Origin of the sequence: Streptomyces europaeiscabiei (genome assembly GCF_001550375.1) — a bacterium.
In the GTDB taxonomy this organism is placed as follows: domain Bacteria; phylum Actinomycetota; class Actinomycetes; order Streptomycetales; family Streptomycetaceae; genus Streptomyces; species Streptomyces europaeiscabiei.
This window is the reverse complement of the sequence record NZ_LRTR01000167.1, coordinates 1-12,308: the sequence shown is the minus strand read 5'-3', so window position 1 is coordinate 12,308 and position 12,308 is coordinate 1. Positions and strand designations below refer to the sequence as shown.

General features: G+C 71.0%; 14 protein-coding genes. 8 read left to right on the top strand and 6 right to left on the bottom strand.

The window, feature by feature from the left end; all coding sequences use genetic code 11:
- Position 1 precedes the first annotated feature (1 nt).
- On the top strand, positions 2-454 hold the full coding sequence (locus tag AWZ10_RS07855; protein ID WP_046706894.1) for a hypothetical protein: 453 nt from the start codon (positions 2-4) through the stop codon (positions 452-454).
- A gap of 109 nt (positions 455-563) precedes the next feature.
- On the opposite strand, the gene AWZ10_RS07850 is transcribed toward AWZ10_RS07855, so the two are convergent.
- The 3 genes from AWZ10_RS07850 to AWZ10_RS07840 all read right to left on the bottom strand — a co-directional run bounded on the left by AWZ10_RS07850 (position 564) and on the right by AWZ10_RS07840 (position 2,736).
- Positions 564-1,730, bottom strand: a complete 1,167-nt coding sequence (locus tag AWZ10_RS07850; RefSeq protein ID WP_078935517.1) for a SigB/SigF/SigG family RNA polymerase sigma factor — start codon at positions 1,728-1,730, stop codon at positions 564-566.
- Entirely contained in the window at positions 1,727-2,140 is a 414-nt protein-coding gene (locus AWZ10_RS07845) for an ATP-binding protein (RefSeq protein WP_037695150.1), read from the bottom strand. Before AWZ10_RS07845 ends, AWZ10_RS07850 begins: the two co-directional genes overlap by 4 nt.
- A 335-nt stretch (positions 2,141-2,475) precedes the next feature.
- A complete protein-coding gene (locus AWZ10_RS07840; protein WP_037695152.1) occupies positions 2,476-2,736 on the bottom strand; it encodes a UBP-type zinc finger domain-containing protein in 261 nt (86 codons plus the stop codon).
- 59 nt (positions 2,737-2,795) lie between these two features.
- Between AWZ10_RS07840 and AWZ10_RS07835 the strand changes: the two genes are divergently transcribed.
- The gene (locus tag AWZ10_RS07835) at positions 2,796-4,391 is read left to right on the top strand and encodes a Na+/H+ antiporter (RefSeq protein WP_046706893.1); all 1,596 of its coding nucleotides are present in this window, start codon (positions 2,796-2,798) and stop codon (positions 4,389-4,391) included.
- A 10-nt stretch (positions 4,392-4,401) separates the two neighbouring features.
- Here the strand turns inward: AWZ10_RS07835 and AWZ10_RS07830 are convergent, their stop codons facing one another.
- Both AWZ10_RS07830 and AWZ10_RS07825 read right to left on the bottom strand, forming a co-directional pair.
- A complete protein-coding gene (locus AWZ10_RS07830; protein WP_060890757.1) occupies positions 4,402-5,349 on the bottom strand; it encodes a 1-aminocyclopropane-1-carboxylate deaminase/D-cysteine desulfhydrase in 948 nt (315 codons plus the stop codon).
- A 59-nt stretch (positions 5,350-5,408) separates the two neighbouring features.
- Positions 5,409-5,999, bottom strand: coding sequence for an N-acetylmuramoyl-L-alanine amidase (locus AWZ10_RS07825; RefSeq protein ID WP_173531562.1), 591 nt, complete (start codon positions 5,997-5,999; stop codon positions 5,409-5,411).
- 294 nt (positions 6,000-6,293) lie between these two features.
- Between AWZ10_RS07825 and AWZ10_RS07820 the strand changes: the two genes are divergently transcribed.
- Both AWZ10_RS07820 and AWZ10_RS07815 read left to right on the top strand, forming a co-directional pair.
- Positions 6,294-7,700, top strand: a complete 1,407-nt coding sequence (locus AWZ10_RS07820) for a family 2B encapsulin nanocompartment shell protein (RefSeq protein ID WP_046706339.1) — start codon at positions 6,294-6,296, stop codon at positions 7,698-7,700.
- Between the two features lie 489 nt (positions 7,701-8,189).
- Positions 8,190-9,359: a family 2 encapsulin nanocompartment cargo protein polyprenyl transferase gene (locus AWZ10_RS07815; RefSeq protein WP_408996569.1), complete on the top strand. Its 1,170-nt coding sequence runs from the start codon at positions 8,190-8,192 to the stop codon at positions 9,357-9,359.
- Between the two features lie 292 nt (positions 9,360-9,651).
- Here AWZ10_RS07815 and AWZ10_RS07810 read toward each other — a convergent pair whose 3' ends face one another.
- Positions 9,652-10,242 (bottom strand): TetR/AcrR family transcriptional regulator, encoded by a 591-nt coding sequence (locus tag AWZ10_RS07810; RefSeq protein ID WP_046706338.1) that lies wholly within the window; start codon positions 10,240-10,242, stop codon positions 9,652-9,654.
- 143 nt (positions 10,243-10,385) lie between these two features.
- Between AWZ10_RS07810 and AWZ10_RS07805 the strand changes: the two genes are divergently transcribed.
- From AWZ10_RS07805 to AWZ10_RS07795, 4 genes are all read left to right on the top strand, one after another.
- Positions 10,386-10,970: a dihydrofolate reductase family protein gene (locus AWZ10_RS07805; RefSeq protein ID WP_046706337.1), complete on the top strand. Its 585-nt coding sequence runs from the start codon at positions 10,386-10,388 to the stop codon at positions 10,968-10,970.
- Positions 10,971-11,075: 105 nt separating this feature from the next.
- The gene (locus AWZ10_RS55050) at positions 11,076-11,432 is read left to right on the top strand and encodes a hypothetical protein (RefSeq protein WP_078935477.1); all 357 of its coding nucleotides are present in this window, start codon (positions 11,076-11,078) and stop codon (positions 11,430-11,432) included.
- Between the two features lie 176 nt (positions 11,433-11,608).
- Positions 11,609-12,022, top strand: coding sequence for a YciI family protein (locus AWZ10_RS07800; protein ID WP_046706336.1), 414 nt, complete (start codon positions 11,609-11,611; stop codon positions 12,020-12,022).
- Positions 12,023-12,071: 49 nt separating this feature from the next.
- Positions 12,072-12,308 (top strand): sigma factor (locus AWZ10_RS07795; RefSeq protein ID WP_279616618.1); only part of this gene is annotated, 237 nt, incomplete at its 3' end.

Sequence of the window (12,308 nt, the reverse complement as noted above, 5' to 3'; positions counted from 1 at the left end):
GGTGAGTTCTGAGCAGACCCCCACGCCGGACATCTCCGACGCCGCGTCCCGCCCCGGGCGGCTGACCGCCGCGGCCGCGCTGGCCGCGCTGGAGGGGGTGGCCCTGCTGGTGGGCGGCGGGGCCATGCTCGTCCTGGGCCTCACCGGTGACTCGGACGACCTGAGCACCGGCGTCACCGGGGGGATCACGCTCCTCGCGCTGGCCCTGCTGCCGCTGATCGCGGCGCGCGGGCTGCTGCTGCGGCGGAGCTGGAGCCGGGGGCCCGCCGTCATCACCCAGATCATGGCGCTGCCGGTGGCCTACAACCTGTTGCGCGCCGACAGCGTGGCGATCCCGGCGGGCATCGTGCTGGCCGTGATCGCGGTCGCCGCGCTGGTCCTGCTGATCAATCCGGCTACGACCCAGGCCCTCGGAATCCAGGGGCCGGGCCGGGCGGAGGAGACGAAGCGGTAGCGCTCCGCCGGAATGCGCCCGGGAAACCGTGGACCGTCGGTGCCCGGTCGCCCTCGCGGGGCGGAGCCCCGTATCGACACGGCACCGCGCCCCTGACGGGGCGCGGGCGCTACTCCTCCACCAGCAGCTTCTCCCGAAGCTGTGCCAACGTCCTCGCCAGCAGCCGTGAGACGTGCATCTGGGAGATGCCGACCTCCTGGGCGATCTGCGACTGGGTCATGTTGCCGAAGAAGCGCAGAAGCAGGATCCGCTTCTCACGCGGCGGGAGGTCTTCGAGCAGCGGCTTCAGGGACTCCCGGTACTCGACGCCCTCCAGCGCCTCGTCCTCGGAGCCGAGGGTGTCCGCGACGGCCGGGGACTCGTCGTCGGTGTCGGGGACGTCCAGGGACAGCGTGGAGTACGCGTTGGCCGACTCCAGGCCCTCCAGGACCTCCTCTTCCGAGATGCCCAGCTTCTCGGCCAGCTCGTGCACCGTCGGGGAGCGGCCGTGCTGCTGGGACAGCTCGGCCGTGGCCGTGGTCAGCGAGAGGCGCAGCTCCTGCAGCCGGCGCGGCACCCGCACCGCCCAGCCCTTGTCGCGGAAGTGCCGCTTGATCTCCCCGACGACCGTCGGGGTCGCGTACGTGGAGAACTCCACGCCGCGGTCCGGGTCGAAGCGGTCCACCGACTTGATCAGACCGATGGTGGCGACCTGTGTCAGGTCGTCCAGCGGCTCACCGCGGTTGCGGAACCGGCGCGCGAGGTGTTCCACGAGCGGCAGATGCATCCGGACCAGCCGGTTGCGCAGCTCCGCGTACTCCACACTGCCGTCCGGCAGGGCACGCAGCTCTACGAACAGGGCTCGCGCCCCGCTGCGGTCCTGAGGGTTGTGCTGCGTGCTTCGCACGGTCTGCGCGTTCTGCGCACCCGCCTCGTCGTGTCGCTCGTGCTCGCTCATAGTCCCGCCCGCCGTCACCGTTCCCTCAGCTCTCGACTGTGCTAGAGCGGGGGAGGCCCCAGTCCGCCCTCGTGAGGACGTGGTGTTCCGGAGGGCACCCTCCGGATCCCGTTGCCCGTCGGAGGACGCCTCGCGCTCCTCGCCGTCGGCCGGCTCGGTCCGCCGAGAGGCTCCGGCCGCCGCCGAGGACTCGTCCTCCGGGTGCGGCCGGGCCTGCTCGGGGATGCCGTCGACGCCGTCCGCCAGATGCGCCGGCCCGCTCGGACCACCGTCGTCCTCCGCGGGAAGTTCCCGTGTGCCGCGTTCTTCGTCCCGCACCGGCCCGTCCCCGTTCCTCACGCCGGCCCGGGTCCCGCGCCGCGCTGTTTGTAGAGGCTGATCGAAACGGTTTTGTCGTCGGCCACCGCGGAGGAGACCTTGCCCGCCAGGGCCGACAGCACGGTCCAGGCGAAGGTGTCTCGTGCGGGGGCGTGGCCGTCCGTGGTGGGGGCCGAGACGGTGACCTCCAGTGAATCGTCGACCAGACGGAAGACACAGCTGAGCACCGAGCCGGGCACGGCCTGCTGAAGCAGGATCGCGCAGGCCTCGTCGACCGCGATGCGCAGGTCCTCGATCTCGTCGAGGGTGAAGTCCAAACGGGCCGCGAGGCCGGCCGTCGCCGTACGCAGCACCGACAGGTAGGCACCCGCGGCCGGCAGCCGGACTTCCACGAAGTCCTGGGTCCCGGGCTCGCCTGCGATCTGGGACACCCTCACCTCCAAGGTGGTACAAGCTTTTTCGGGGGCCGAGGGTCGCCCCCCGGGGTAACGCGCTACGTGGTTCAGCGGTGACGCTATCGCGCCACCGAGCGCCGTGTCCTCGGGGTCCTGGGGACCCCACCCCGTGCTGTCACTCATAGTAAGCCTATGAATACGCTCGGTGGCTAGAGGTTTGCGGGCCTCAAATAGGAAGAGCGCGCGCCGGATTGACGTACCCAGGCGTCGGACTGCCGAACCGTGTCACACGAGTACGTCGACGTGCCACGGGGTGACATGGTTCCGTCGCGCGCGTTCCGGCTCCGGGCGTCATACGCGTACATGGTCCGTCATACGAGTACATGGTCGACGAAGCACCAGCGCCAGGTCTCGCCCGCCTCGAACGTACGCATGATGGGATGGCCGCTCTCCTTGTGGTGCTCGGTCGCGTGCCGCATCGGTGAGGAGTCGCAGCAGCCCACGTGCCCGCACTCCAGGCACATCCGCAACTGCACCGGGTGACTCCCGGCGGCCAGGCACTCCGGACAGGTCTCGGTCAGGGGATCGGGCTCGGGGTGCGGCAGCGCGTCCGTGTGCGTGCACTGTTTCATGATTGCCAGGTTACGACGGGTGCGCGGGACCTCGCGCGGAAACGAAGGCGGCGGAAGCGATGCACTTCTTGCCCTTGCTGTTGCTGGTCGCCGGGAGCGCGACGGTCGCCGGTGCCGCCCGGCGCACGCCGGTGCCCGCCCCGCTGCTGCTGGTCGCGGCGGGGCTCGCGGTGTCGTATCTGCCCGGAGTGCCGCACTACGAACTCGACCCCGAGATCGTCCTGCCGCTGATCCTGCCCCCGCTGCTGTACACGGCCGCCGGCGACAGCTCGTACCTCGACCTGCGGGCCCAACTCCGGCCCGTGGCGCTGCTGTCGGTCGGGTATGTCCTCTTCGCGACCCTCGCGGTCGGCTGGGCCGCCTACCTGATCGTGCCGGGCATGCCGCTGACCGCCGCGCTGGTGCTCGGCGCGGTCGTGGCGCCACCGGACGCGGTCGCGGCGACGGCGGTCGCCCGGCGGGTGGGCCTGCCGTCGAGGGTCACCACGATTCTGCAGGGCGAGTCCCTGGTGAACGACGCGACCGCGATCACCGCCTACCGGGTGGCCCTCGCGGCCACCATCGGCGAGGGCGCGAGCTGGACCGGCGGGATCGTGGAGTTCCTGGTGGCGGCGGTCGGCGGCGTCGCGGTGGGGCTGCTGCTGATGATGCCGATGCACTGGCTGCGCACGCACCTGAAGGAGGCGCTGCTCAAGAACACCCTCTCCCTGCTGATCCCGTTCGTCGCCTACGGGCTCGCCGAGTGGGTGCACGCCTCCGGGGTGCTCGCCGTGGTCGTCGTCGGCCTCTACCTCGGCTACCGCAACTGGCAGGTCGACTTCGCCACCCGCCTCCAGGAGGAGGCCGTCTGGAAGATGGTCGCCTTCCTGCTGGAATCCGCCGTGTTCGCCCTCATCGGCCTCCAGCTCCCGGTCGTCCTCGAAGGGCTGGGCGAGTACGAAGGGGTCCGCGCCTCCTGGTACGCCGTGGCCGTCTTCCTCGTCGTGGTCGCATCCCGGTTCGTGTGGGTGTATCCGGCGACCTTCCTGCCGCGGATGCTGTCGAAGCGCATCCGGGAACGGGAGGACAACCCCACCTGGAAGGCGCCGTTCGTCATCGCCTGGGCCGGCATGCGGGGCGTCGTCTCGCTGGCCATCGCCTTCTCGATCCCGCTCACGGTGAACGGCGGGGACGCCTTCCCCGGGCGGAACCTGATCCTCTTCCTGACCTTCACGACGGTCATCGGGACGCTCGTCGTCCAGGGGCTGACCCTGCCGCCGCTCATCCGGGTCCTGAAGCTGCCGGGACGCGACCAGCAGGCCGAGACCCTCGCCGAGGCCAACGCCCAGGCCCAGGCGTCCCGCGCCGCCGAGGCCCGCCTCGACGAACTCCTCGCGAACGAGCACAACGAACTGCCGCCACCGCTCGTCGACCGCCTCCGTTCGGTCCTGGAACGGCGCCGCAACGCCGTCTGGGAGCGGCTCGGCGCGGTGAACCCGGTGACCGGGGAGAGCGCCGACGACACCTACAGCCGCCTCTCCCGGGAGATGATCGGCTCCGAACGCCACGTCTTCGTGAAGCTGCGGGACGGGCGGTACATCGACGACGAGATGCTGCGCACGCTGCTGCGGCGACTGGACCTGGAGGAGGCGGCGGTCTACCGGGAGGCGTCCTAGTACCGCGGCACTAGGCCGTCCTGGGGCCGTCCTTCGGCGCGAGTTCCCCGAAGGGACGGCCGGTGATCACCGCGGCGACCGTCGTCCCGCGCGGGAAGGCGCCCTCCGCCGCCAGGGCGACAAGTCCGTGGAGCAATTTGGCGACATAGAGACGCTCCACGGGGAGGGAGTGGCGGGTCTCGAAGTCGGTGGCGAAGGCGTCCAGTTCGGGGGTGGTGCGCGCGTAGCCGCCGAAGTGGAATCGGTCGTCGAGACTCCAATGGCCGCGCGGGCCGCCGAAGGCCCGGTCCTGCAACTGCCGTATCTCCTCTTCGAGGAAGCCTCCCTTGAGAACCGGAACCCCGAGAGCGCGCTGCTCGGGGGCCAGTCCGGCCGCCAGACCGGCGAGGGTGCCGCCGGTGCCGCAGGCGAGGGCCACGACGTCGGCCCGGTCGCGCAGTTCCGCGCCGAGGTCCTGGCAACCGCGGACGGCGAGGGGGTTGCTGCCGCCCTCGGGGACCACGTACGCGTCCTCGGCGTCGGCGGCGCGGAGGACGGCGGCCAGGGTGGCCGGGTCGGACTTGTGGCGATACATCGATCTGTCGATGAAAAGCAGCCGCATGCCGTCCGCCGCGCAGCGCGCCAGGGACGGGTTGAGGGGGCGGTCGGCCAGTTCCTGACCGCGGACCACGCCGATGGTGGGCAGGTCCAGGAGCCGGCCCGCGGCGGCGGTGGCGCGCAGGTGGTTCGAGTAGGCGCCGCCGAAGGTGAGCAGTGGCCGGCCGGCCGCTGCGCGCAGGTTGGGGGCCAGCTTGCGCCACTTGTTGCCGACGAGCTGCGGATGGATCAGGTCGTCCCGCTTGAGGAGCAGCCGGACGCCGTGGCGCGCGAAGCGCTCGTCCGTGACCTCCTGGAGGGGGGAGGGCAGCCGGGGGTCCAGGGCGGTGGCGGGGTCGGGGGCGGAGGGCTGGCCGGTCACGTGCCCATTGTCGGACACGTGACCGGTGGGTGTCGGGTTCGCCCCCGCGATCGTGACCGCTACGCCAGACGGTCCTTGACGCGTTTTCTCATGGCGGCCATGGTGAAGCCCCGCGGGTCGACCTTGCCGGGCTGCCATTCGAGGTGGCCGATGACGGACCGCTGGTTCCAGCCGTGGTGCCGGCAGACGGCGGCGGAGACCCGTTCGATGGTGTCGAGCTGTGCCGTGGGCCAGGGGTCCTGGCCGTCGCCGAGGTTCTCGCACTCGAAGCCGTAGAAGTGGCGGTTGCCGTCGGTGTTGGCCTCGTTGTCCTTCGGGAGCGCCCTTTCGGCGATCACGGCCCGCAGGACGTCGTCGTCGCCGAGGCCCGCGTGGTTGGCGCGGCCGTAGCCGACGAGGTGGACGCGGCCGTCCTTGGTGATGACGCCGTGGCACAGCGGGCCGGGCAGGCCCGAGTACCCGTTACGGCAGATGCGCACCGTGCGTTCGCTGCCCGAGGTGACGGTGTGGTGGATCATCACACCGTGGACGGGGCCCCAGGGGCCCACGTGATTGCGGTTGTGATGCTCCCAGTCGCCGACCTCGACGACCCGGACGCCCTCGTTCTTGAGGACGGTGAGAAACCTGCCCGCGGACATGGGTGGGGCCATGACCGACTCCTTCGTGCTGTGCGACGGCCGCTGGTCGTGGCCGCCTCGTACGCAGGCTTGTACCCCCGCCTCGGGGCGCAAGCGAGTTGACGGTGGGGCGTGCGGGCGTATCCGGTCAGATTCGTGAAGGGCTCGGACAGAGGCGCGAGTGGTCGACAAAGTCGACGGATATGCCCAGTCTTCTAAGATCCATTCCCCCTCTTTCGGGTAATAGCACGAGCACGCTCCGTGATGGGAGGGTGGTCGCGAGATCGGTGACCGCGATATCAGTGCACACCCGGAGGGGAAATCCGTATGTCGGTAGGCGAAGAGGTTCGCTCGCAGCAGGAAAAGCCGCAGCAGAGTCTTGGCACGGCAGCTGCCCGGAACCTGGCCACCACCACGAAGTCCACCCCCCAGATGCAGGAGATCAGCTCGCGCTGGCTGCTGCGCACCCTGCCCTGGGTGAACGTGCAGGGTGGTACGTACCGGGTGAACAGGCGGCTCACCTATGCGGTCGGCGACGGCCGCGTCACTTTCGTGAAGACCGGCGACCGGGTCGCCGTCATCCCCGCGGAGCTCGGCGAGCTGCCGGCCCTGCGGACGTACGAGGACATCGACGTGCTGAGCGAGCTGGCCCAGCGGTGCGAACAGCGGGAGTTCGCGCCCGGTGAGGTGCTGGCCGAATTCGGCAGCCAGGCGGAGGAGGTGTTCCTGCTCGCCCACGGCAAGGTCGAGAAGATCGGCACCGGACCCTACGGCGACGACGCGGCCCTCGGCGTGCTGGCCGACGGGGCCTACTTCGGTGAGCAGTCCCTGCTCGACCCCGAGGCGATCTGGGAGTACACGGCCCGCGCGGTCACCGCCTGCACGGTGCTCGTCCTGCCGCGTCAGGCCGTCGAGCAGCTCGCGGAGCGCGCCGAGACCCTGAGCGAGCACCTTCAGGAGCTGCGCGCGATCCCGTCGCAGCGCACCAACAAGTACGGCGAGAAGGAGATCGACCTCGCCGCCGGCCACAGTGGTGAGCCGGACATCCCGCACACCTTCGTCGACTACGAGGCCGCGCCGCGCGAGTACGAACTCAGCGTCGCCCAGACCGTACTGCGCATCCACACGCGCGTGGCCGACCTCTACAACCAGCCGATGAACCAGACCGAGCAGCAGATCCGGCTCACGGTCGAGGCGTTGAAGGAGCGCCAGGAGCACGAGCTCATCAACAACCGCGAGTTCGGCCTCCTCCACAACTGCGAGTACGACCAGCGGCTCCAGCCGCACGACGGTGTGCCCAGCCCGGACGACCTGGACGAACTGCTCTGCCGCCGCCGGGGCACCAAGCTGCTGCTCGCCCACCCACGCGCGATCTCCGCGTTCGGCCGCGAGCTGAACAAGCGTGGGCTCGTCCCGGAGACCATCGACATCGCCGGGAACCGCATCCCCACCTGGCGCGGTGTGCCGATCTACCCGTGCAACAAGATCCCGGTGACCGAGGCCAGGACCACCTCGATCATCGCCATGCGTACCGGCGAGGACGACCAGGGCGTCATCGGTCTGCGGGCCGCGAGCATCCCGGACGAGATCGAGCCCAGCCTGTCCGTGCGCTTCATGGGCATCAACGAGCAGGCGATCATCAAGTACCTCGTGACGGCCTACTACTCGGCCGCGGTCCTGGTCCCCGACGCGCTCGGCGTTCTGGAGAACGTCGAGATCGGCCGCTGGCGGTGACCTTGTCCGACCGGACGCCGTGTCCCCGCCCGTCAGGGCGGGGACACGGCGGGAGCACGCGCCCATCGGCGGCGGAACCGCCACCGTTGCCCTCACCGTCCGCCGGCTCTCCGAGGCGATCCCATGGGTGAGTTCATGACGGAGACGAAGCGGGGCCCCGGCGAGACCCTGGTCGGCGGCGCTCTGCAAGGCGAGATCCCGGAGAGGCGGAGCCCCGTCAAGATTCCTCCAGAGCAGACGGGGGCCGTGGGGCCGACGCGGGCCATGGAGGCGGTTGACCCGTCGGAGGTGGTGGCCCCGGCGGGAGCCGTGGTCGAGCCGGGAGTCCGGGATGCGGCGGGGGGTGTGGCACCGCCGGCGATCGTGGATCCGATGAGGGCCCCGGAGCCGGAGAAGCCCCCGGGCCGGACAGAAGCGTTGGAGGTGAACGGGTCCCTGACACCGGTGGGGGGCTCGGAGCCGGACAGGCACCCGGGGTCGGCGGGAGCCGTGGATCGGAGGACAGTCCTGGATCCGACGGGGGTCGGGGGCCGGGACCGGCTCGGAGCTCCGGATCCGAAGGGAGCCGGCGAGTCGGCGACGCCGGTGCCGCCTGCAGCTGACCGAGGGCCGGCCGGGCGGCTGGGCGGGGCGAGTGCGTTCGACGGGCAGGAGGCCGCGGGGATCCTGGAGCGGGCCCGGGAGTCCGTCGACCCCGAACTGCGCCGGGCCGTCCAGTCGTTGCCCGGCTCGATGCGCCGGGTCGCGCGCTACCACTTCGGCTGGGAGGACGCGCACGGCGTCCCGGCCGCGGGGAACGCGGGCAAGGCGATACGTCCGGCCCTGGTCCTGGCCGCCGTCGCCGCGCTCGGCGGGCGCGAGTCCGCCGCCGTACGGGCCGCCGCCGCGGTGGAGCTGGTGCACAACTTCACCCTGTTGCACGACGACGTGATGGACCGGGACGCCACCCGCAGGCACCGGGCCACCGCGTGGACCGTGTTCGGTGTCCCCGACGCGATCCTCGCCGGGGACGCGATGCAGGCCCTCGCTCAGCAACTGCTGGCCGAGGACCCGCATCCGGCATCGGCCGCGGCCTCCGCACGGCTCGCGTCCTGCGTCGTCGAACTGTGCGCCGGCCAGCACACGGACACCGAGCTGGAGGGACGCCGGCCCGAGGAGGTCACCCTCGACGAGGTGCTCGCCATGGCCGAGGCGAAGACGGGCGCACTGCTCGGCTGCGCCTGTGCGATGGGGGCGTTGTACGCGGGCGCCGGTGAGGAGGACGTCGAGGCCCTGGACGCGTTCGGGCGTGAGGCCGGGCTCGCCTTCCAGCTCATCGACGACGTGATCGGCATCTGGGGGGACCCCAGCCGCACCGGCAAGCCGGCCGGGGCGGATCTCATGGTCCGTAAGAAGTCCCTCCCGGTGGTCGCCGCGCTCGCCTCCGGCACCCCGGAGGCGGCCGAACTCGCCGAGCTCTACGGACTTCCGTACGAGGAGGGAGATCTGGAACGCACGGCACTCGTGGTGGAGCGGGCCGGTGGGCGCGACTGGGCACAGGTCCAGGCCGCCGACCGTATGGCCCGGGCCGTGCACGAACTCTCCCGTGCGGTCCCGGATCCGGAGTCGGCCGGTGGGCTGCTGGCGCTGGCCGAGTTCGTGACGCGGCGCAGCAGCTGAGGTGAGGCCCAGCGGTGGTTGATGCTCCGGAGGCGGTGGCGCCGTGCTGACCTGACCCTGCGCGGTGCCGGTGCCTTCGGACGGTCGGTGGGTCCCGCACATCCCCACGGTGTGCGGGGCCCGCCGGGCTTTCGCCCCCGCCGCCCCTGTCCATTCCCAGCCCCAGGGGCTGTGCCCCTTCGACCCCCCATTGCGCCTGAGAGCTCGTGGGGATGCTGGTTCGTGGGCGGGTGCGGATCGCGTGTGGTTGCTCGCGCAGTTTCTCGCGCCTCTTTCGGGGCCCGCCGTGGGGTCAGTGCTCGGGGACGATCGTTTTCACGATGCGTCCCATCAGGGCCTCGGGGTCGGTGGCACCGGGGAGGGCGTGGTCGAGCACGTCCGGCAGGGTGAGGTGTTCGAGGAGGAGGCCCTGCATGGCCAGGAAGAGGACCATGACCGTCTCGTCGCCGCCGGGGAGGCCCGCCTCGCGGTGGAAGCGCATTCCGAACTCCAGCTCTCCGCGCACCGAATCGGTGTACGAGGCGTGCAGTGCCGGACGGCGGGTGGCTTCGAGGCGCAGTTCCAGGTGGGCCAGATAGCCGGTGCGGTCCCCGGTGACGCGGGCCAGCAGGTCGCGCATGAAGGCCGTGACGAGGGTCCGGTCCTTCGGCGATGCGAGCAGGTCCTCGATCACGGCCGGGTCGGGGGTCAGACGTTCCTTCAGCCGGGCGTCGATCTGGTGGAGAAGGGCGTCACGGTCGGCGAAGTAGTTCGACGCGGTGCCCACCGGCACCCCGGCCTCGACGTCCACCGCCCGGAACGTCAGCCCGCGCGCTCCCTCGCGCGCCAGCACCTCCACCGCCGCGTCCAGCAGAGCGGCCCTGCGCTCCGGGTTCCTGACCATCCGCGCTCCCTGATGCCTGGTACCTGACGCCTGATGCCCGCATGACAAAAGGCTTGCAACCACTACGTTTGAAGTACTATAACTGCCGTGGTTGCGTGGTGGTCACGTGGTGACCACCTGTCGGACGAGGAAAAGAGACCGGTTTGCGCAAGCTCACGTACGCCATCGCCTGTTCGATCGACGGCTTCATCGGGGACCAGGACGGCGACGCGTCGTTCATGTACCCCTTCGTCGTCGGGGACTTCGCCGAGTACCTCAATTCGGAGCACCCGGACATCAACCCGAGCCATGTGCGTCGCCTCATCGGCACCGACGGCGTGCCGAACAAGAAGTACGACACGGTCGTCCAGGGCCGTGCCAGCTACGACGTGGCGCTGAAGGAGGGCATCACCAGCCCGTACGCCCATCTGCGCGAGTACGTCGCCTCGCGCACGCTGAAGGAGTCGCCCGACCCGAACGTCGAGATCATCTCGGACGACCTGGTCGGCAAGGTCCGCGAGCTCAAGGCGGAGGACGGTGAACTCGGTATCTACCTCTGCGGCGGCTCGGCCGTCGCGGGGGCGCTGATCGACGAGATCGACGAGCTGATCATCAAGACGTATCCGGTCGTGCAGGGCAGCGGCATGCCGATGTTCGGCTCAGGCTTCGCCGTCTCCGAGTTCACGCTCGACGAGGTGCGGAGTTTCGACAACGGGGTGCTGGTGCGGACGTACAGCAGGAAGCGCTGACGGGCGGTTCGGCGCGCGGTCGAGCCGTCGCGCCGGTGTGGCCGGCCGCCGCTCGTTCGGGTACGGCGGGGAGCGCCCCGACCCCGTCGGTCATACCCTGAAGGCATGGGCATCGACGAGCATGTCTGCCCGGTCTGCGGACAGCCTGTGGCCACGGTCGTACGGCGGCACAAGACGCTGGGCGCGTGGGTACCCGTATGGAGTCCGGGTCCGTGCAGGAATCACGAGTGTGCGGCGTACGTCGACGAGGCCGTCGAGGCCGCGGAGGCCGCCGCGAAGAAGCCCCGGGCGGTGGCCCGGCGGACGCAGGGGAGCCACGGCGCGCATGGTGGTGACGGAGCGCATGGTGGTCCTGACACGGGCGTGGGCGAGGCCGATCCACGGGTCGGGGTGCCGCCTGCGACGACGGAGGCCCCTGAGACCCCTGGGACCCCTGAGGTGAGGACCGAGGAGAAGGCCTGACCGGCCCCCGCCGGGGAGGTTCGGCCTGCGGCCCGAGCCGTGGTCCCGCGGCTCCGGAGAAGAACTCGGGGAACTGGCGCGCGGCTGTGTCGAGAAGCGCGGGGCGGCTCCGACGTCTCCTGTGAGAGCTGCCCACCACGGGCGGTTCGACCCGAGGAAGGCGAAGGAGCGGACTCATGAAGTACCTGATGATGGTCCTGGGCACGCAGGCGGACTACGCGGGCATGCGCGGCGAGGCGTCCGAGCACTCCCCGGCCTGGACGCGGGAACAACTGCAGGCCATGTACGCCCACATGGGCGCGATCAACGACGACCTCGCCGAGACCGGAGAGATGATCGACGGGCAGGGGCTGGCCGAGCCGGCGCGGACCCGGTTCGTCACCGCCGACGCCGACGGCAAGCCGGTGATCACGGACGGGCCGTACCCGGAGACCAAGGAACTGCTCGCCGGCTACTGGCTCCTGGACTGCGCGAGCCTGGACCGGGTCACGGAGATCGCGGCCCGCGTCGCCCGGTGCCCGGGCCCCGAGGGGCTCGCGGAGTACCCGGTGGTCATCCGGCCGGTACTGGACGGCGCGGGGGACATCTGAGCCGGTCGGAGGGGGCCGCAACCTCCGCCGGAGAGCATCGGAAGGTCGGATGAGCGAGGTCGAGGGCCTGTTGCGCCGTTGCGCGCCGCAGGTCCTCGGCGCGCTCGTGCGGCGGTACGGGCATTTCGACGCCGCCGAGGACGCCGTGCAGGAGGCGTTGCTCGCGGCGGCCGGGCAGTGGCCGTCGAACGGGGTGCCCGACAACCCGCGCGGGTGGCTGATCAAGGTGGCCTCGCGGCGGCTGACGGACGCGTTGCGCAGTGAGGACGCGCGGCGGCAGCGGGAG